19 protein-coding genes are annotated in these 19,294 nt (G+C 71.3%); 5 read left to right on the top strand and 14 right to left on the bottom strand.

Going from position 1 to position 19,294, the window contains the following annotated elements:
- Positions 1–47 precede the first annotated feature (47 nt).
- Positions 48–1,208, bottom strand: a complete 1,161-nt coding sequence (locus tag IG84_RS0126870; RefSeq protein WP_031062395.1) for a cystathionine gamma-synthase — start codon at positions 1,206–1,208, stop codon at positions 48–50.
- A gap of 180 nt (positions 1,209–1,388) precedes the next feature.
- On the opposite strand from IG84_RS0126870, the gene IG84_RS0126865 reads away from it, so the two are divergent.
- The 4 genes from IG84_RS0126865 (at position 1,389) to IG84_RS0126850 (ending at position 4,637) form a co-directional block, all read left to right on the top strand.
- Positions 1,389–2,543, top strand: coding sequence for a hypothetical protein (locus IG84_RS0126865; protein ID WP_031062393.1), 1,155 nt, complete (start codon positions 1,389–1,391; stop codon positions 2,541–2,543).
- Between the two features lie 102 nt (positions 2,544–2,645).
- Positions 2,646–3,305: a peptide-methionine (S)-S-oxide reductase MsrA gene (gene msrA / locus IG84_RS0126860; protein ID WP_031062391.1), complete on the top strand. Its 660-nt coding sequence runs from the start codon at positions 2,646–2,648 to the stop codon at positions 3,303–3,305.
- A 176-nt stretch (positions 3,306–3,481) separates the two neighbouring features.
- Positions 3,482–4,159, top strand: a complete 678-nt coding sequence (locus IG84_RS0126855; protein WP_157848950.1) for a hypothetical protein — start codon at positions 3,482–3,484, stop codon at positions 4,157–4,159.
- A complete protein-coding gene (locus IG84_RS0126850) occupies positions 4,152–4,637 on the top strand; it encodes a hypothetical protein (protein ID WP_031062387.1) in 486 nt (161 codons plus the stop codon). The genes IG84_RS0126855 and IG84_RS0126850 overlap by 8 nt, the downstream gene beginning before the upstream one ends.
- A 1-nt stretch (position 4,638) precedes the next feature.
- On the opposite strand, the gene IG84_RS0126845 is transcribed toward IG84_RS0126850, so the two are convergent.
- The 8 genes from IG84_RS0126845 to IG84_RS0126810 all read right to left on the bottom strand — a co-directional run bounded on the left by IG84_RS0126845 (position 4,639) and on the right by IG84_RS0126810 (position 12,362).
- Complete coding sequence (locus IG84_RS0126845; protein ID WP_051862465.1) at positions 4,639–6,120, bottom strand: putative T7SS-secreted protein; 1,482 nt, start codon at positions 6,118–6,120, stop codon at positions 4,639–4,641.
- Positions 6,121–6,129: 9 nt separating this feature from the next.
- Positions 6,130–6,834, bottom strand: a complete 705-nt coding sequence (locus IG84_RS0126840; protein ID WP_157848949.1) for a hypothetical protein — start codon at positions 6,832–6,834, stop codon at positions 6,130–6,132.
- Positions 6,831–7,133, bottom strand: coding sequence for a hypothetical protein (locus IG84_RS0126835; protein WP_031062381.1), 303 nt, complete (start codon positions 7,131–7,133; stop codon positions 6,831–6,833). Before IG84_RS0126835 ends, IG84_RS0126840 begins: the two co-directional genes overlap by 4 nt.
- 192 nt (positions 7,134–7,325) lie before the next feature.
- The gene (locus tag IG84_RS0126830; RefSeq protein ID WP_031062379.1) at positions 7,326–8,003 is read right to left on the bottom strand and encodes an SDR family NAD(P)-dependent oxidoreductase; all 678 of its coding nucleotides are present in this window, start codon (positions 8,001–8,003) and stop codon (positions 7,326–7,328) included.
- Between the two features lie 169 nt (positions 8,004–8,172).
- Positions 8,173–8,979 (bottom strand): SAM-dependent methyltransferase, encoded by an 807-nt coding sequence (locus IG84_RS0126825; RefSeq protein WP_031062377.1) that lies wholly within the window; start codon positions 8,977–8,979, stop codon positions 8,173–8,175.
- Between the two features lie 206 nt (positions 8,980–9,185).
- Positions 9,186–10,463 (bottom strand): DUF2786 domain-containing protein, encoded by a 1,278-nt coding sequence (locus IG84_RS0126820; RefSeq protein WP_107053967.1) that lies wholly within the window; start codon positions 10,461–10,463, stop codon positions 9,186–9,188.
- A gap of 135 nt (positions 10,464–10,598) precedes the next feature.
- Entirely contained in the window at positions 10,599–11,870 is a 1,272-nt protein-coding gene (locus IG84_RS0126815) for a L,D-transpeptidase (protein ID WP_031062373.1), read from the bottom strand.
- Positions 11,871–12,032: 162 nt separating this feature from the next.
- Positions 12,033–12,362, bottom strand: a complete 330-nt coding sequence (locus tag IG84_RS0126810; RefSeq protein ID WP_031062371.1) for a hypothetical protein — start codon at positions 12,360–12,362, stop codon at positions 12,033–12,035.
- A 106-nt stretch (positions 12,363–12,468) separates the two neighbouring features.
- Here IG84_RS0126810 and IG84_RS0126805 point away from each other — a divergent pair, with 106 nt between their 5' ends.
- Positions 12,469–12,840: a hypothetical protein gene (locus IG84_RS0126805; protein ID WP_031062368.1), complete on the top strand. Its 372-nt coding sequence runs from the start codon at positions 12,469–12,471 to the stop codon at positions 12,838–12,840.
- 46 nt (positions 12,841–12,886) lie between these two features.
- On the opposite strand, the gene hutH is transcribed toward IG84_RS0126805, so the two are convergent.
- From hutH to IG84_RS0126780, 5 genes are all read right to left on the bottom strand, one after another.
- Positions 12,887–14,431: a histidine ammonia-lyase gene (gene hutH, locus IG84_RS0126800; protein WP_078649439.1), complete on the bottom strand. Its 1,545-nt coding sequence runs from the start codon at positions 14,429–14,431 to the stop codon at positions 12,887–12,889.
- An 81-nt stretch (positions 14,432–14,512) separates the two neighbouring features.
- The gene (locus IG84_RS0126795; protein ID WP_051862491.1) at positions 14,513–15,610 is read right to left on the bottom strand and encodes a GGDEF domain-containing protein; all 1,098 of its coding nucleotides are present in this window, start codon (positions 15,608–15,610) and stop codon (positions 14,513–14,515) included.
- Positions 15,611–15,809: 199 nt separating this feature from the next.
- On the bottom strand, positions 15,810–16,619 hold the full coding sequence (locus tag IG84_RS0126790; RefSeq protein ID WP_031062362.1) for an enoyl-CoA hydratase/isomerase family protein: 810 nt from the start codon (positions 16,617–16,619) through the stop codon (positions 15,810–15,812).
- Between the two features lie 157 nt (positions 16,620–16,776).
- Positions 16,777–17,913 (bottom strand): adenylate/guanylate cyclase domain-containing protein, encoded by a 1,137-nt coding sequence (locus IG84_RS0126785; RefSeq protein WP_031062359.1) that lies wholly within the window; start codon positions 17,911–17,913, stop codon positions 16,777–16,779.
- 208 nt (positions 17,914–18,121) lie between these two features.
- Positions 18,122–19,021: a biotin--[acetyl-CoA-carboxylase] ligase gene (locus IG84_RS0126780; RefSeq protein ID WP_031062357.1), complete on the bottom strand. Its 900-nt coding sequence runs from the start codon at positions 19,019–19,021 to the stop codon at positions 18,122–18,124.
- Positions 19,022–19,294 lie beyond the last annotated feature (273 nt).

The raw sequence follows: 19,294 nt of genomic DNA, 5'->3' as shown, positions 1-19,294 counted from the left end.
CCGGGCGCCGCCGCGCGCTGGGCGGCGCCCCGGAGCACCGGTACCGCCTAGCCCAGCGCCTGCGTCAGGTCCGCGAGCAGGTCGTCGACGGACTCGATGCCGACCGAGAGCCGTACGAGGTCGGCCGGTACCTCCAGCGCGGAGCCCGCCGCCGAGGCGTGCGTCATCCGGCCGGGGTGCTCGATCAGCGACTCCACGCCGCCCAGCGACTCGCCCAGCGTGAACAGCTTCGCCCGGTCGCAGACGTCCACCGCGGCCTGCTCACCGCCCGCGACCTGGAAGGACACCATGCCCCCGAAGGACCGCATCTGCTTGGCGGCGGTCTCGTGGCCGGGGTGGTCCGGCAGCCCCGGGTAGTACACCTTGGTCACCTTCGGGTGCGCGGCCAGCAGCTCGGCGACCCGCGCCGCGTTGGCGCTGTGCCGGTCCATCCGTACGGCGAGTGTCTTGATGCCGCGCATCACCAGCCAGGCGTCGAACGGCCCGGCGATCGCGCCCATCGCGTTCTGGTGGAAGGCCAGCTCCTCGCCCAGCGCTTCGTCGTCGACGACCAGCGCGCCGCCCACCACGTCCGAGTGGCCGCCCATGTACTTGGTCGTCGAGTACACGACCACGTCGGCGCCGAGCGCGAGCGGCTGCTGGAGGTAGGGGCTGGCGAAGGTGTTGTCGACGACGAGCTTCGCACCCGCGGTGCGCGCGACGTCGGCGAGGGCCGCGATGTCGGTGATGCCGAGCAGCGGGTTGCTGGGCGTCTCGACCCAGATCGCCTTCGTACGCGGCCGGACCGCCTCCCGTACGGCCCGCGGGTCGGAGGAGGAGGCGACCGACCACTCCACGCCCCAGCGCTCGGCGACCTTGGCGAAGAGGCGGAACGTGCCGCCGTACGCGTCGTCGGGGATGACGACGTGGTCACCGGGGACGAGCAGGGTCCGCAGGAGGCAGTCCTCGGCGGCCAGGCCGGAGGCGAAGGCCAGGCCGCGGCGGCCGCCGTCCAGAGCGGCGAGGTTCTCCTCCAGGGCCGTGCGGGTCGGGTTGGCGCTGCGGCTGTACTCGTAACCGCCGCGCAGCCCGCCCACGCCGTCCTGCTTGTACGTGGAGACCTGGTAGATGGGCACCGATACCGCGCCGGTCGCCTGGTCGGCCTCCTGACCTGCGTGAATGGCAAGGGTTTCGAAGTGCTGATGGCGCTGTCCGCGCTGATCACTCATGGCTGACGAGGGTAGTCGTCCACAGGCTTGCACGCGGCCAGGAACTTTCTGCTTCGCTGGAGAGTGGAAAGAGAACAAGACACCGTGCCGCATCCGCCCTACGCGACGCGACCGACCGACCCATGCACCGATCCGACCTAGCCGCCCCGTCCCGACCGACCTGGAAACGACTGACTGCTCATGGAAGCACTGCTCGCCCTTATCGCCCTCCTCGCCATCGCGGGGCTGATCGGCTATCCCCTGGCGCGGCGCCGGCGCACGCTCCAGCAGGCCGGCCATGGCCTGGCGTCGGTCGCCGACCCCATGGCCGGGTACGGCTTCGTCCCCGCCGAGCAGCTCGACCCGCGGCTGCCCGGGCCCGACCCGGAGCTGGCGGAGGCGCTGGCGGAGATCGCCCGCACACAGGACTGGCGGCCGGCGTCCCGGCTGCTGGCCGGCACCCCCGAGGGCGACGAGCGGCGCTGGCAGCGCGTGCAGTCGCTGGCGGGCGCCGCGGCGTTCGCGTCGGCGCACGAGGGTGACGGTGCGCCGGGTCCGCACAGCGAGGCGCCGGGCGGATCGCCGGGTGGCATCTGGCTGCGCACGTGGCGCTCCGAGAAGCCCAAGGACTCCGGCGGCGCCCAGACGCACGCACAGTTCCTGGTCGTCCAGGCCATGCGCGACCCCGGCTCGCAGGACTTCCGCATGATCCTGGAAGAGGCCCGCACGGTCTGCCACGAGGCACGGCTGCTGGCCCCCGGCAGCCCGGTCCCGTACATCATCGAACTGGCCGCGGCCCGTGGGCTGGGCGACCGCCGCCCCGATTACGAAGAGCTCTGGTCCAAGGTCGTCCAGCGCGCCCCGCAGCACATGGGCGCGCATCTGGCCGCGCTCCCGTACTGGTCGGAGAAGTGGCACGGCTCCAAGGAGGACGCCGACGCGTTCACCGAGCGCGCGGCCGCCGGCGCGGCCGCCGATTCGCTCCTCCCCGCCCTCCCGCTCTTCTCGGTGTACGACCACCTGCCCGAGGCGAACATGGTCCGCAGCCTCTTCCAGAGCACGGTCGTCGAGCGCGCCATCGAGGGCGCGCACTACGCGCTGAGCAAGGCGCCCGCCGCCCATCCGGTGGCGCCGCACGTCCGCCACCTCCTCATCTGGTTTCTCGTCCAGGCGGAGCGGTACGCCGAGGCCATGGAGCAGCTGCGCCTGGTGGACGGCCATGTCGGCGCGGTGCCCTGGTCGTACCACCCGCAGCCGGCCGCCGCGTACGCCACCTACCGCGCGCTCGCCGTCGCCGGCTGGGAGTCCCAGGGCGGCACCCCGGCGACGCTGCCGCCGGACCGCCCCCCGTTCTGAGCGGAATTCCCGCCGCCTTCGAGACGTTCCCCGGTCACCGAGTCACCGCCCGCCGTCGTCCCCTCCTCTTCCCCTTCCTCGTCTCTCCGGAGCCTGATCACGATGCTGTTCTCCCGCTTCAAGAACCACCTCCCGTCCGCCGACGAGGCGCTGAAGGGCCGTCCCGAGCCGGAGTTCACGGTCCCCGACCGCCACACCGTCCTCGGCAACGCCCTGCTCGGCCCGTACCCGGAGGGCCTGGAGGTCGCCGACTTCGGGCTGGGCTGCTTCTGGGGCGCCGAGCGCAAGTTCTGGCAGACGGAGGGCGTATGGACCACCCTCGTCGGCTACCAGGGCGGCCACACTCCGAACCCCACGTACGAAGAGGTCTGCAGCGGCCACACCGGCCACACGGAAGCGGTCCGCGTCGTCTTCGACCCCGCCAAGGTCTCCTACGCCGCCCTCCTCAAGGTCTTCTGGGAGTCCCACGACCCCACCCAGGGCTTCCGCCAGGGCAACGACGTCGGCACGCAGTACCGCTCCGCGATCTACACCCACTCCCCGAAGCAGGCAGCGACGGCCGAGGCGTCCCGCGCCGCCTACCAGAAGGTCCTGACCGCCTCCGGCTACGCCGACATCACCACCGAACTCCTCCCCGCGGGCCCCTTCTATCCGGCCGAGCCCTACCACCAGCAGTACCTCGACAAAAACCCCGCGGGCTACTGCGGCATCGGCGGCACGGGCGTCAGCTGCCCGGTGGGGGTGGCTCAGGCGGAGGACTGACGGTCGCCGGCGCTGGTCCCGCGCCGGCCCAGCGCAAAATATCCGCGCCAACTACGGCCCGAAGAAAAGGCATGGTGCGTTGGTAGGGTCATTGACCGCCGTTCATGTCGGCTGCGGCTTCCATGCGGCGAGCTTGGCGATCCACGGGCCTTACCATTGAGGGGAATTCCCACTCCATGTCGGAAAAATCGCATCAGGGCGCATTTCACGATCCGGAGACCCTGCGAGCATGGCGCAGGGCAAGACGGAAAGTCCTGTGGTCGTTGATCCTGTTGACCGTCGCGACCTTCGCGCTCGTTTTTCTTGCGGTGGAGATCTTCAGCGATACGCCCACGCTCCTGCTCTGCCCTCTGGCGATCCCGCCGGTGCTGTGGATCGCCGCGCGCTCGCGCCGTCAGGATGAGCTGAAGGGCATGAAGCCGATCCTGGAGATCTATCCCTGGCAAGACGTCACGCCCGCGCCTGCCCGCATCTCCAAGAGGGGCGGCTCGACATCCGGGGCTCAGCGCAAGGCCCTTGAGATCCCCAATCCGGATGAGCCGGGGAAGAACGTCACTGTGATTGCCCGGCGCACCACGCTGGGAACGAAATGGCGCCGCACCTTGGCCGAGGCGTCCGAGCAGGGTTTCCAGTTCGCCGGTGATCCACGGTTCGGTGGAGTGATCGCACTGCGCGGGCGGCCGGATTACCTGATCGCCGTGCTTCCGCGGCACGAGTTTCTGAACGTTCAGGGCCGCCCGAAAGGCGTGAGCGAAGCCGCGTGGCACCGCGCCAGGTCGGCCTGGATCAGCGGTGAGCCGATCACTGCTGAATTGGTCCGAGAATTCGACCGCAAAGGTGGCCGCAATGCCTGAATTCCGCTTCACCGTACATCCTGGTCAGGACGAGATCACCGACGGGATGTTCATGGGCCACCTCGACGTGGTGGGCAACTCGGGAGAGATCACGACGCGAGAGAGCAAGCACGCCGACGGCGGCGCCGGCCTGGTCGTATTCCAAGTGCTGCTCGAACTGCTCGACGGAGTAGGAAAGATCATCGAGCGCGGGCGCGGGACGTATCGGCACAACTTCATGGTCACGATCACGTTCAAGCTCAAGAGAGATGGGACCATGGTGATCAGCCGCCGGGGAAAAACGATCGACGAATCGCCGTCGAGGGAAGTCGCGCACGCGCTGCTGGCGGCAGGTCGAGAGGTGGCGAGGACCCACCTCTCGCGCATCAGCGAGCCGACCGACTACGTGGATACCGCGGAGGACGGAAGCCTCGAATACCGCGACTACCGCCCCCGCACCGAAAAGGCGTTGGCTCGCTTCGAAGCCATCGCAAGGTAAGTCAGCGGAGGGGCCTGGCCGCCAACAGGCCGGGCTGGTAAGCCAGGCCCTTGCCGCCGGCCCCGCTGGCCGTATCGGCGATGAGGGTATTCGAATCGAAGGATTCGCCGAAGACCATCGTGTTGAACGTGGCCTTGCCGACGCTGGTCACCAGACCGGCCGTGGTGCCGATCACCACCTTCGCCCCGAGGTCACCCTTGCCGGCGTAGTCCATGCTGATCCTGCCGTACTCGCTCTGGCTCCAATTCGTCAGGGGGGTCTTGTTGAGGAGGCTCGGGGCCTTCTCGAATCCCTTTTCGACGGCGAAGCCGCCTCCGGCGCCGATCGCGGAGCCGGCAAGATTCATCTTCCAGTTCTTCTTGACTTTGTCCACGCCGCCGTTCAGGAAGTCCTGGGCGGTACTCCTGGCCTCGAGCTTGCCGAATACCAAGGCGGCGCTCTTGTACCCCTTCAGATTCCCGCCGGCGCGCCAGACCTTCAGCACGCCGGACATCCTCTGTTCGATCTTTGCCACCCGCAGTGCCGTCTTCATCCCGCCCAGCAGCTTGCCCGCCTTGGCCACCATGGCGATCTTGCCCACCACCGGAATGCAGTCGAGCACGGCAAAGACCAGGTCACCCCAGCCCGCCTTCCCCTGGGCGACCTTTTTGATGGTGTCGGCCAGAACGATCAGGGCCGCGGCGAGGAAGAGGGCCACCAGCCAGCCACCGCTGACGAAGAGCAGCACGAGGCCCACGATGGCGACGAAGATCTTGCAGGCGGTGACGATGGCGTCCCAGTGGTCGGCGACGAAGTCGCCCACCTTCTCGTACCACTTCTTGTTCTGGATACCGGCGTCCGACGCCGCCTGGACATCGCGCACGAAGTCATCGGTGGCCTTGCTGTGGTCACTGCCCGCGTTCTCGGCCTTTGTCTTCAGGTCGGCGAGTTGCGCGTGAAGGCTGTCCACCTGGCCTTGCGCGGCACCCTTTTGACTATTGGCGTACGAGGCGTCACGCGTCGCCTGCCGCACCTGCGCCGAGTCCGGTGGCGGCGGGTCGCCGGACTCGGGTTTCTGCACGCGCTTTTTCGCTGCTGATGTCCGGTCAGCCGCTGAGGAAGCACGTTCGAGGCGGCCTTCGGCCGACCGCAGATCGCCGCGCAGTGTGCGGGCCTTGGACAGCGCACTGTCCGCTTCCGACTGCGCCATATCCATTTTGTGCGCGTACGAAAGCAAGGCGTCGGCCAGCTTGTCGTAGCTCGCGTGCAGCTTGTCGAGCTGTCCCGGCAGCGTGTCGACTTTTTCCTTGAAGGAGTCCATGGCCTTGCCGACCGCTTCGGCGAGGACGGAGTCCTTGGAGGCCGTCTTGAGCCCTCGACGAACCTCGTCGATGTCCTGGACGAAGGTCTTGTACTCCTTGCCCTGGCGCTGCAGCTCGAAGTGGTCTCCGGGAGTCGGGTCGCCGGTGAGGTCAAGGTGGTGCCAGTCAGTTGGGCGTGCCATGTCCGTCCCTCAGCTCGGCGTCTCGCCGTCGGGCTCCGCGTAGACGAAGCTGAATGTGTCGGTGATGGCTCCGAAGAGCTCCAGCATCGGCTCCACCAGGGCGAGTTGCGGAGTGCTCGCACTGATCACGGCGACTTTCGGGTTGTTGCCGGGGTAAGGGACGAGGGTCTGCATCATCACCGCGCGGTAACTGCGGCCGTCGTTCGGCACCTCGATCTCCTCGATGCCCTCGCTGCGGGCTGCCGGACCGGCGTCCGGCAGCTCGACGACGCTCACCCGGCGCCACACGTCGGTGGGCCGCGGGCCTCGGGGAATCGGGTTGAAGGTGGCGAGCAGCGTGTCCAGACCGGTCTTGGCCACCTTCCCGGTCTGCTTGTCCTCGGCCTGCGAAACGCTCACCGTCAGGTTCGCCGTCATCGGCTCGTCGTCGATGATCTCCAGCATGGAACCGGCGTAGACGACATTCGCATCGCGCGCCTCCGCGGCCGCCCTGCGCAGCATCTTCTTCAGCGCCGAACGATGTTCGGCGAGCTCCGGCCGCTGCTCGATCCGGGCCGCGACAACATCCCGGATGGACTTGTCGACCATCGCCGGATGGATGTCGAACTCGTACCAGGAACTGGGAACGAGGATGTTCAGTCCGAGCACCTCGCGGGCCGCCGCGGTCGAAGTCCCGGCTGCCGCCGTCGAAGAACCCTCAAGAGGCTCGCTCACTTACGCCCCTTCTCGAGCTGATTCTTGAGGTCCAGGTCGAGCTTGGTGAATTTCTCCACGATGTCGCCGGCCTGCTTTGCCGCGCCGTCGATGCCGTTGTCGATCTCCTTGCGGCCGTCCTTCCAGCCGTCCAGGAATTCCTGCAGCGCGTCAAAGGCCCGGCTCGCCCCGAGTTCGTCGTGGCCCAGCTCGCGCTTGAAATTTCCGGTGTCATCCATGCGCCGCTTGATCGAACGCAGCTGGCCTGCCAGATGATCCAGCCCGACGAGACTGATGGCGAGTTTGCCCTCTGACCCCATGTCCGCTTTTCCCCCAAAGTCGCAATACCGACCTGCCCGTTACGCGGGAGACCGCGCATGCCTGTCAGATCATAAACAACCGTAGGACATGGTTCCGGTGCAGTAGTAGGCGCCTACGCAGCCGCCTCCAGCAACCGGTGCGGGACGAAGAGGGTTCGTGCGGACGGGCGTCAACTGCCCGGTGGAGGTGGCTCAGCCGGAGGAGTGAGAGGTGACGGTTCCCATCGGGCCGATGGTCGCTTCGGCCGGGGTGCGGGACTCGTGCAGCGCGTAGTAGCGCGCGCCGACGCTGTCGGACTCCGTGGTGGTCGTGGGCGGAGCCGTCAGCGTGACCGCGGAGACGTGGATGCCCTGCGGGTGGAGTTCGGCGTGCAGGCTTCGGGCGTAGTGGTGGAGGGCTGCCATGGCCAAGCCGGTGTTGGCCTGGGACGGGGCGGGGGTGGTCGCCGCGGCTCCGGTGGTGATCAGGAGGGTGCCGGAGCCGCGGTTGAGCATGTCCGGGAGGACCTGGCCGACGGCTGTGACCGCGCCCAGGATGTACAGGCCGAGTTGGGCGGTGGCCGAGGCGGCGGTGGTCTGGGCGGCGTGGGTGACCGGGCCTGAGGGGCCCGGGGCGTAGTCGAGGACGTCCACCGGGCCCAGTGCTTCGGTCGCCTGGGCGAGTGCGGCGGCCAGCGCGTCGCGGTCGCGGATGTCCGCGGGGAACGCGGCGGCGGGGATGTCCAGCCCGGCCAGCTCGGCGACCTGGGCGTCCAGCCGGTCCTTCGTACGGGCGATGAGCCCGACCCGGTAGCCGTGGCGCCCGAACGCGCGGGCCACTCCCATGCCCCGCCCCGGCCCGGCACCGATCACCACGAGCGTCTTGGCCACCGCTGCTCCTCTCCGCGCCGGCGGGCCCGTACTGCCGCAGCCGCGCCGGCTGATCACTTGATCACTTGTCGGGTGCGTTTCCTTGGTGTGCCCGCTCAACGCCCGGTGACACCAGACCGTCAACGTCCGGGGTCAAAGAGAGGGAGGGGAGGGAGAAGGGGGAGGAGGATCAGGGCTTGCGGGCCACCAGGGCGTACTGGGCGACCTGTGGGGGTTCGGTGAGGCTGCCGTCCGGGGTGGGGTCCGGGCGCCAGCGGGTGCAGGAGACCAGGCCGGGCGGGAGCAGCTCCAGGCCCGCGGCGAAGCGGGCGATCTCCGCGCCGCTGCGGGCGGTGATCGGCGGGGTGGCGTTCTCGTTCCAGAAGCGCATGGCCTCGGCGTTGCCCTCGCCGCCCAGTTCGAGGGTGGGGTGGGTGAGGACGAGGTGGCTGCCGGACGGTACGCCGGCGAGCAGCCGGTCCACGGTCCGCTGCGCCCGCTCGGTGTCGAGGACGAAGTTGAGGATGCCGAGGAGCAGGATCGCGACGGGTCGGCCGAGGTCGAGGGTCCGGGCGGCCGCGTGCAGGATCGCGTCCGGGTCGTGCGCGTCCGCGTCGATGTAGTCGGTGGCGCCGCCCGGTGCGCTGGTCAGCAGCGCGCGGGCGTGGGTGAGGACGTTGGGGTCGTTGTCGACGTAGACCACGTGGGAGTCGGGCGCGACGCGCTGGGCGACCTCGTGGGTGTTGTCGGCGGTGGGCAGGCCGGTGCCGATGTCCAGGAACTGGCGGACGCCTGCCTCGCCCGCGAGGTGGCGCACGACCCGGCCGAGGAACGCCCGGTCGGCGCGGGCCACCTCGCCGATGCTCGGGTACAGGCCGGTGATGTGGTCCCCGACCTCGCGGTCGACGGCGTAGTTGTCCTTGCCGCCGAGCCAGTGGTTCCAGACCCGGGCGTTGTGCGCGACCCCGGTGTTGATCCCGGTGTTGATCCGGGACATGTCCGCTCCGTGTCCGCCGCCGTCCGCCATGCCGTGTGTCCGTTCCCCTTCGGGCCGGTACCGGTGCGTACCGGGCCACCGGTAAGTGACGGTACCAGTGGGGTAGTTGGGGCCAGAGAGGCGGCAGTCCTACGGCCCGCCGGGGGGGCAGTCCTACGGCCCGCGGGATGGCAGTCCTACGGCCCGCGGAGGCAGCCCAACGAGCCCTACCGCCCGCCGCGGTCCAGCCGGGCCCGATCCGCCGCCGCCACGCCCTGGTGGAGGCCCTCCGCGTCCCGTGCGCCCCGCATCCGTACGGCCGTGGTCTCGGGGAAGAGCGCGCCGGTCCGCTCCTGGACCGCGAGGTCGCGGGCGGCCAGTACCGGCAGCAGGTCAGGTGTGCCCTCGGCGGCCTCGGCGGTGACGTGGTCGGCGGCGTCGGTGAGGCGGTCGCGGATGCGCGAGGCGTAACCGGCGAGGAAGGACTGACGGAAGTCCTTGGTACGGCGGGACTTGCCGCGGGTGTGGTGGGCGTCGGCGGCGCGGTTCATGGCGGTGGTGGCCTGGACGAGGAGGGAGGTGTAGAGCAGCTCGGCGGCGTCCAGGTCCGGCGCGAAGCCGACGAGGGTGGTGAAGGCGGCGTCGGGCGACCAGACGGCCCGGCAGCGGTTGGCGACGGCCACCGCGTCCAGGAGCAGCGCCTTGGCGTTCTCGTACGGGCCCTCGACGCCGATGCGCAGGGTCTCCGGGCCGCCGGCGGGGGCGGCGCCCGCGAGCAGCGCCTCGGAGACGCTGTGCCGGGCCATCAGCTCCTGGGCCTTCGCGGAGAGCGCCTCGGCCTCCTCGGGGAAGGCGGTGGACTCGGCCTTGGCGAGCAGGCCGCGGATGCGGCCGAGGACGCGCGGCTCGCCGGCCGGGGCGCCGCTCCCCGCGCGCATACCCGCGTGGGCCGTACCGGTTGCCCGGTCACCGGGGACCGGCCCCGTCGGCGTGACGCGGGGCAGCCGGCCGAGGACGCGCAGCACCTCCAGGACGGCGCAGAGCGCCTCGAAGCGGGTGGTGCGGCGGCGCCGGGCCAGCGCGTCCGGGTAACCGCCGTCGTCCGGCCACCAGACCTCGGCGCCCGCCTCGCGCACCTGAGCGGGCCAGCGCGGCGGGAGCTCCTCGGTGGAGTAGCGGCGCAGCTCGGCGGCGACGAAGTCGGCGGCGAGCTCGGGGGCCGCGCCCGCGCGCCGTACGAGGCGTACCAGGTCGGCGGGGTGCCAGCCGCCCTCCCAGCAGCCGCGCACGGTGGCCGCCGCGGCGGTCAGCAGCGCCCGGCCCACGGCCTCGGGGCCGGCCGGGTCCGCGCTCAGCGCCGACGCGCCGGCCTCGACGGCGTCCTCGGCGGGCCTGCCGTCCGCGGCGTACCGGACGGCGCCCAGTACGCGTGCCACGGTCTCCTCGGCGCCGTGCGCCGCCCCGCTCTCCCGGCGCCCGCCGCGCCCCTCGCCCTTGTTGCCCACCGGGTCACTGTACGGACGCGTACGGTGCGGCCGGAAACGGCGGCGGGCGGCACCCGGACCGGTGTCCGGAGTGCCGCCCGCACGCGGCTCGGGGAAGCCGTCGGGTCGGTGAGCCGTCGGGTCAGGTCACCCGGGTCACTGCAGTGCGCTGCCCGCCGTCCATTGGGACCAGTCCATGTTCCAGCCGTTCAGGCCGTTGTCGGGCCGGATGGTCTTGTCCGGGGAGTTCTTCATGACCACGACGTCACCGAGCAGGGAGTTGTCGTAGAACCAGGCGCCGTCGGTCTTGTCGTCCTTGGCACCCTTGGCGTCCTCCAGGCCGATGCAGCCGTGGCTGGTGTTGGCCTTGCCGAAGATGCCCTTGCCCCAGTAGTTGCCGTGGATGAAGGTGCCGGAGTCCGACAGCCGCATGGCGTGCGGGACATCGGGGATGTCGTACTCGCCCTTGCCGCCCTTCTTGGTGAAGCCGACCGTCGAGCCGTCCATGCGGGTCTGGAGGTACTTCTCGGAGATCACGAGCTGACCGTTGTAGGTCGGGTTCTCCGGGCCGCCGGCCGAGATCGGGATCTGCTTGACGGTCTTGCCGTCCCGCACCACGGTCATCTGATGCGTCTTGGCGTCGACGGTGCTCACCTGGGAGCGGCCCACGTCGAAGCTGACGGTCTTGTCCTGGATGCCCTGCACGCCGGGCGACGCCTCGACGCCGTCCAGGTCGAGGTCCATGGTGACCTTGGAGCCGGCCTTCCAGTACTCCTGCGGGCGGAAGTCCAGGCGGGTGTCGCTGAACCAGTGGCCGACGACCTTCTGGTTGCTGCTCGCCGCGACCTTGATCTTCGACTCGACGGCGGCCTTGTTCTTGACCGGCTTGTCGAAGTTCAGCGACACCGGCATGCCGACGCCGACGGTCGAGCCGTCCTCGGGGGTGAAGTTGCCGATGAAGCTGTTGGTGGGCGAGACGGTGCTGAACGTGGAGTGCTCGACCGCCGTGCGGCCCTTGGAGTCCTCGGCGTGCGCGGTGATCCGGTACTGCGTGGAGCGCTTCAGCGGGGACTGCGGCTTCCAGGACTTGCCGTCGGGCGCGATCGTGCCGGCCACCTGCTCCTTGGACTCCAGGGAGGTCATCGTGACGTCGGTCAGCTTGCCGTGCGCGACGCTGACCTTGGTGTCGCTGTTGATGCCCGCGTCGTCCGTGCCGTTCTTCGGCGCGATCTTGATCGTGGCGTCCGAGGCGTCCTTGGCGGCCGCCCTGTCGACCTGCTCCTGCTTCTGATGCTTCTCGGGCGGCCCGGAGCCACCGCTGTCGCCGCTCGCCTTGTCAGCACCGCTGCCGCAGGCCGCGAGCGTCAGTGCCCCGCCTAGCAGCGCGGCGCCGGCTATGAAGCCCTTGCGGCGCTTGCTGTCCGTCATCAGTCACTTCTCCATTGCTACGGAACCTGAGGTCCTCCCCGAGCCATCTGGGCACACTTGGTCCCAGTCGCTCCCATGATGAACGCCTGTTCCCCTTTTGCCGTTCCATGCACAGGAAAGTGTGGGAAAGGACACCCAGGCTCCGCGCCGGAGAAACGGGCCTCAGACGAGCTCTTCGTCGTCCCCCGCATCCCCGAGATCCCACTCCTCGGCCTCGGGGTCGTACTCGGTCTCCTCGCTGGTCCAGGACGCCTGGGTGAGCTCGACGCCGGGTACGTCGTTGACGAGGTCGAAGGGGTCGACGAGATGCGCGACGGCCTCGGCCGGCTCCGCCTGGACCGCTTGCCGCGCGTAGCTGCGCTCCTGATCGGAGAGATGGTCCTCGTCGCTGATCCCGTCGAGGGCCGCGCCGGTCAGCAGGTCGGGATCCGTGATCTCCATGACCAGGTCGACGCGCAGCCGGACAAAGCGTGATGTGTCACCGTTGCTCATGCCACGGAGCGTAAGCACGTCGGGCCCCTGGCTTCCCCGCGACCCGCGGCTGTTACTAACATCTGGGTAACGGCCAACGCGCCGAGCCGTGAAGGGGGATCGTTCCGTGACCGCACGCCGACCACTGGTGACTGCCGCTGCGGCCGGTTCGGTGCTGATCGCGCTCTGTTTCGTGCCGTCGGCGAATGCCACGGCCGAGCACGACGACGGAATGAGGCGCTCCGCCGTCCCGGCCGTGGGCCAGGACGTACGGGCCGGTACGGACACGGCCGCGGGCGCCGGTCAGCAGGGGCGGGTCGCCCCCGGTACGCAGGTCGCCGCGGGCACGGACGGCGCACAGGGCACCGGCGAGGTCCGGCTCGCCGACTCCGGCTCCCTCGACACCACCCCGTACGCCGTCGGCGGTACGGCCTTCCTCGGCATCGGGGCCGCCCTGGTCACCCTCGCCGTGCGCCGCTCGCGCGGCGAGACGGCCTGAGAGCCCACGGGACCTCGCGAGACTTCCAGGCCGCCCGCTCCGCGCGTCAGTCCAGCTTCCCCGTGACCGCCTCCACGGCCGCGACCAGCTTGCCGCCGCGCACGAACTCGTACGCCGCCGCCAGGTCGGGCGCGAGGAAACGGTCCTCCCCCGGCCCCTGCACGCCCTCGGCCCGTACGGCGTCCAGCACCGCGCGGGTGGCGGGCGACGGGGCCAGCCCCTCGCGCATCTCCACCGCGCGGGTCGCCGCGTACATCTCGACGGCGACCACCCGGGTCAGGTTGTCGATCGCGGTCCGCAGCTTGCGCGCCGCCGACCAGCCCATCGAGACATGGTCCTCCTGCATCGCGGAGGACGGGATGGAGTCCACCGAGGCCGGGGCCGCGAGCCGCTTCATCTCGCTGACCAGCGCGGCCTGCGTGTACTGGGCGATCATCAGCCCGGAGTCCACGCCCGGGTCGCCGGCCAGGAAGGCGGGCAGGCCGTGCGAGCGGTTCTTGTCCAGCAGCCGGTCGGTGCGGCGCTCGGCGACCGAGCCGAGGTCGGCGGCGGCGATGGCGAGGAAGTCCAGGACGTAGGCGACCGGGGCGCCGTGGAAGTTGCCGTTGGACTCCACGCGGCCGTCCTCCAGGACGACGGGGTTGTCCACGGCGGCCGCCAGCTCGCGCTCGGCGACGAGGCGGGCGTGCGCGAGGGTGTCCCGGCCCGCGCCCGCGACCTGTGGGGCGCAGCGCACGGAGTAGGCGTCCTGGACGCGCGGCGCGTCGTCCTGGTGGTGGCCGGTGAGCTCGGAGCCGGTCAGCACCTTGAGCATGTTGGCGGCCGAGGCGGCCTGGCCCGGATGCGGGCGGATGGCGTGCAGCTCGGGCGCGAGGACCTTGTCCGTACCGAGCAGCGCCTCCAGGGAGAGCGCGGCGGTGATGTCGGCCGAGGTGAACAGGCGGGCGAGGTCGGCGCAGGCCATCACGAGCATGCCGAGCATGCCGTCGGTGCCGTTGAGGAGGGCCAGGCCTTCCTTCTCGCGCAGCTCGACGGGCTCGATGCCGTGGGCCGCCAGCAGCTCGCCGGAGGGCCGCACGACGCCGTCGGGGCCCTCGGCCTCGCCCTCGCCCATCAGGGTCAGCGCGCAGTGCGAGAGCGGCGCGAGGTCGCCGGAGCAGCCGAGCGAGCCGTACTCGTGGACGACGGGGGTGATGCCCGCGTTCAGCAGCTCCGCCATCGTGTCGACGACCAGGGGGCGTACGCCCGTACGGCCCGAGGCCAGGGTCTTCAGGCGCAGGAACATCAGCGCGCGGACCACCTCGCGCTCCACGCGCGGGCCCATGCCGGCCGCGTGCGAGCGGACGATGTTGCGCTGGAGCTGGGCGCGGAGCTCGGGGCTGATGTGCCGGACGGCGAGCGCGCCGAAGCCGGTGGAGACGCCGTAGACGGGGTCCGGCTTGGCGGCGAGGTCGTCGATGAAGGCGCGGGAGGCGGCGACGGCCGCGCGCGCGTCGGCAGAGACCTCGACCCGGGCGGCGCCACGGGCCACGTCGATGACGTCCTGAGCGGTCGTGCCGGTCGTCCCCAGCACCACGGTGTGCATATCCATATTCAGGCACCCTAGAGAGTGAAAGCGCAGATGTCATCAGCGGGGTACGGCTGCACCCCTTACCTCGCAGAACGCACGAGTTCAGCGGCGGAACCGGCGGCGCTCCCCGTGCGGCGCCACCGGGCCGCGGTCCGGCGCGTCGGCCATGCGGACGACCGGATCGTCCTCGCCCCCGTCCCGGCCCGCCACCACCGGGCCCCGCGAGCGTGCCTCCTTGGCGCGGTACTGCGCGGCGTCCGCGAGCCGGAAGAGGCGGCGCGCCGACCGCACCTCACCGACGGGGTCGCCGGTGGAGGCCACGCCGACCGCCACGCCCTCACCGAGGTCCAACGCGCCCGCGCGGCGGCACAGTTCCGACGCGACCCGCTCCACGTCCCCGGCCGGCGGCCCGACCGCGAGCAGGCAGAACTCGTCGCCGCCGAGGCGGGCCGCGAGGGCGCCCGGCAGTATCGCGCCGCACAGTGACAGCACCGACCCGAACCGCTCCAGCAGCCGGTCGCCCGCCGCGTGCCCCTGGGTGTCGTTCACCCGCTTCAGTCCGTTGAGATCGCAGATCATCAGGCTGACGACCGTGCCCTCGGCGCGGTGCCGCTCCAGCGCCTCGTCCAGCCGCATGTCGACCGCGCGCCGGTTGGCCAGGCCGGTCAGCGCGTCGGTGAAGGCCAGTCTGCGGGCCTCGGCCAGCCGCTCGGTCTGCGCGATGCCGGCCGCCGCCACGGCCGCGAGGACGGTGGCGAAATCCGCGTCGTCCCGGGCGAAGACCGGCGCGCCGCGCGGCCGGGCCACGTACAGCTCGCCCCAGGCCCGGCCGTGCAGCACGATCGGCGCGACCACGCAGCTTCCCCGGCCGCGGCGGCGCAGGGCGGCCACGCGCTGATGGCAGTACGAGCCCTCCTCGTGCGGCCCGTCGGCGGTCTCCACCCAGGCTTCGGGCTCGCCGCCGCCCGCCCACCGCTCGTGCAGGAAGCCGACGATCTCGGGGAACTCGTGCACCGGATAGGACTCGTCGTCCGGGTACTCCTGCTCGCCTTCGGCCAGGTCACCGACGTTGACCAGGACCCGGAGCCGGCCGAGCTGGCGCTCCCAGACGGAGACCGCGGCGAAGGAGCCGCCCAGCGCCCGGCACGCGCCGTGCGCCGCGGCACGCGCCGACTCCTCGGGGTGGTGGGCGGCGGCCATGGCCTGCGCGAGCGCCACGACGGCCCGCAGCCGGGCGTCGCACCCGTATTCGCTCCCGCCCACCGCTTCGCCCGTCACCGGCCCTCACAATCCGTCACCGTAGGCGCGCCTTGACCTTACAGAGTAGGAAGGTTTGCCACGGTCCGCCCCTTATGGGGTCACGGACGGCTACGGGGTACGGGCGCGAGTACGGCCGGGATCACTCCCCCGGCCAGTCCGGCGTCCGCTTCTCATTGAAGGCGGCCACGCCCTCGGCCCGGTCGCCGGAGAACGCGACGCTGCGCCAGGCGCCGTCCTCCAGGTCCAGGCCGGTCCGCAGGTCCAGGCCGTGCCCCAGGCGCATGGCGCGCTTGGCGGCGCGCAGCCCGACCGGGGAGTTGCGGGCGATGCGCGCGGCCAGCTCCAGCGCCTCCGTGCGGTCCTCACCCGCGCCGACGAGCTGGTCGACCAGGCCCAACTCGGCGGCCTCGGCGGCCTCGACGCGGCGCGCCGTGAAGACCAGCTCGGCCGCGCGGGCCGCGCCCACCCGGCGCGGCAGCAGCTGCGTACCGCCGCCGCCGGGGATCACGCCGACGGAGACCTCGGGGAGGCCCACGACGGCGGTGGGGTCGGCCACGATCAGGTCGCAGGAGAGCGCCAGCTCGAAGCCGCCGCCGAGCGCGAAGCCGTGCACGGCCGCGATGGTGGGCATCGGCAGCTCCAGCACGCCGGTGTAGGCGGCGCGGGTGTACGGGCGCTGGCGCATCAGGTCGGCGTCGGTGAAGGAGTTGCGCTCCTTCAGGTCGGCGCCGACGCAGAAGGCGCGGTCGTGGGTGGAGGTGAGGACGACGGTCCGTACGGAACGGTCCGCGGCGAGGGCGTCGCAGGCGGCGGTGAGGGCGCGGGCCATGTCCGTGGAGACGGCGTTCATCGCCTTGGGGCGGTCCATGGCGAGCTCGGCGACGTTTTCGCCGTGGCGCCTGACTACGACGTGCTCGCCGTAGCGCTGTTCGTGCTGGTCGTTGCCCATGGCCGCCCTCCCGGTTAACGGTCGCTTACGCGCGATCGTAACCGGGAGGGGAGAGCGCCCCTGTCCCGCCCCTTCCCGACCGTGACGTTGTGCGGCTCCGCCGCGGGGGGGGGCTCCGCCCCGGACCCCGGTCCTCAAACGCCGGACGGGCTTGAATTCATCTGGACGAACGCCGCGTCAGCAGCCAGGGCTCGACGACTCCCAGGCCGCGGACCGGGCGCTGCCACATGGGCTGGAGCGCGAAGCGGTACGCGGGGACCGGGCCGTCGCCCTCCTTCTCCGCCGCTGCCGCCTCGGCCTCGGAGACCGGGGCCTCGCCGGTCCGGCTCAGCTCCTCGGCGAACGCCTCGTCGACCAGGACGGTGTCCTTCGGCGCTATGGAGGTGAGCCGGCTGGCCAGATTCACCGTGGTACCGAAGACATCGCCCATGCGGGTCGTGACCGTGCCGAAGGCGATGCCCACCCGCAGCTCGGGCATGGTCTCGTCATTGGCCATGGTCTCGATGAGGCGCAGCCCGATCTCGGCGGCGATGCCCGCGTCGTCCGCGGCGTACAGCACCTCGTCGCCCAGGGTCTTGATGAGCCGGCCGCCGTGCGCGGCGACCAGGTCGGCGGCCGTGGTCTCGAACGCCTCGACCAGCTCGCCCAGTTCCTCCTCCTCCAGGCGGCGGGTGAGGCGGGTGAAGCCGACCAGGTCGGCGAAGCCGACGGCGAGCCGACGGTCGACCATCTCGGCGTCGTCCTGGGCCTGCACCACCCGGCCGGTCGCGGCGGCGAGCTGCCGGCGCCAGACGTAGACCAGGAACTCCTCCAGCTCGGGCAGGAGCAGCTCGACCAGGGGGTAGGTGATCTCCGTACGGGTCAGCCCGGAGTCCTGCGGCTCGGTCAGGCCCTCCAGGAAGGAGTCGATCTGCCAGTCGGCGAGCCGCGCCGTGGTCTGCCCGGTCGAGCGGGCGACCTGTACGGCCATCGCCTCGCTCAGCAGTCCGGCCTCCACCAGACCGGAGAGCCGGCGCAGCGCCAGCACGTCGGCCTCGGTGAGCGCCTTGACCTGGCCGATGTCCGCGAAGCCCATGGCCCGCCAGAAACGGGAGGCCAGGTCCATGGAGACGCCGGCGCTGCGGGCCGCCTGGAACGGCGTGTAGCGCCGCTCGGAGCCGAGGATGAGCTGTTCCAGGCGGAGGGCGATGGTGTCGTCGCCGGACTCCCCGTCGGAGCCGTCGTCGGCGGTGTCGGCGGCACGCGGCGCCGCTTCCGCGTCGCGCGGCGATGCGCCCGAGTCGTCGAGGGTCACCGCGCCCTCCTCTTCCGATCCCTGCGCACTGCCCTTCCGATCACTGTTCGCCCGCGGCCCGCTGCCGGGCCGATCGCGTCAACGATACGGCAGGTGTGCTCTGGCTCACTCTCACATTCCACACATAACGCATCATTCGCAGGTGTCGAATGTCGTCAAGAACCACTTGCCGTCTCCCGTCGCCCCGTTCCGTGGCGGCCCGCCCCGGTCAGCCCTCGTCCGCGGCCGGCCGCAGATGGACGATGTCACCGGCCGCCACCGGGAGCTGCACGCCGTCGGCGGTGGCCAGAACCAGCCGCCCGTCGCCGTCCAGCGCCACCGCCTCGCCGCGGATCTCCCGGTCGCCGGGGAGCAGCGCGCGGACCCTGCGGCCGAGCGTCGCGCAGCCCGCCGCGTACGCCTCCTGCAGCCCGCAGGCCGCCGGGTCGCCGCCGGCCGCCTGCCAGTCGCCGTACCACTGCTCCAGCGAGCGCAGTACGGCACGGAGCAGCGGGTCCCGGTCGGTTCCCTTCGCGCCGGCCAGGGCGAGCGAGCCGGCGCCGGGCACCGGGAGCTCGTCGGCGCGCAGCGAGACGTTCAGGCCGATGCCCAGGACGACGCCGCCGGCGGCCGCCTCGGCGAGGATGCCACCCGCCTTGCGCTCCTCCCCGTCCACCGTGAGGAGGAGGTCGTTGGGCCACTTCAGGGCGGTGTCCACACCGGCCGCGCGGGAGAGCGCGGTGGCGGTCGCGACGCCGGCCAGCAGCGGCAGCCAGCCCCACCGCTCCGTGGGCACCTCGGGCTTGAGGTGGACGGAGAAGAAGAGCCCGGAGCGGGGCGGCGCCGACCACTGGCGGTCCAGCCGGCCGCGGCCCGCCGACTGCTCCTCCGCGACGAGCACGCTGCCCGCCGCCGCCTCGCCCTTGGCCGCGCGGACCGCCAGGTCGGTGTTGGTGGAGCCGGTGGCCTGGACCACGTCCAGGGAGGTCCACAGGGAACCGTCGCGCACGAGGGCCTTGCGCAGCGCCGTCGCGTTCAGCGGAGGACGGTCGAGGTCGGCCCACCGGCCGCCATGGCCTTCGTCGGGGTTTTCGGGGTTTACGGGGTTTACGGGCGGTTGAGGCGTCATGGTGCCCAGCCTATGAGGCTTCCGGGCGCCGGAGTGTGGCCAACGACGCAGTGCCGGTGAGCAGTGCCGCGGATACGCTACGAATCGGTAGCCAACCCCTGAGCGAAGCGCCCCACGTACGAGCACCAGTCCAGGACGAGCAGGAGCCGCATCCCGATGTCCGAGCCGGAAGCACACATCCACACCACCGCGGGCAAGCTGGCGGATCTTCAGCGACGCATCGAAGAAGCCACCCACGCCGGCTCCGCGCGGGCGGTGGAAAAGCAGCACGCC

The organism is Streptomyces ochraceiscleroticus, from assembly GCF_000720485.1.
GTDB lineage: Bacteria > Actinomycetota > Actinomycetes > Streptomycetales > Streptomycetaceae > Streptomyces > Streptomyces ochraceiscleroticus.
Note: the sequence above shows the minus strand (reverse complement) of the source record. Positions and strands in the feature narration are given on the sequence as shown.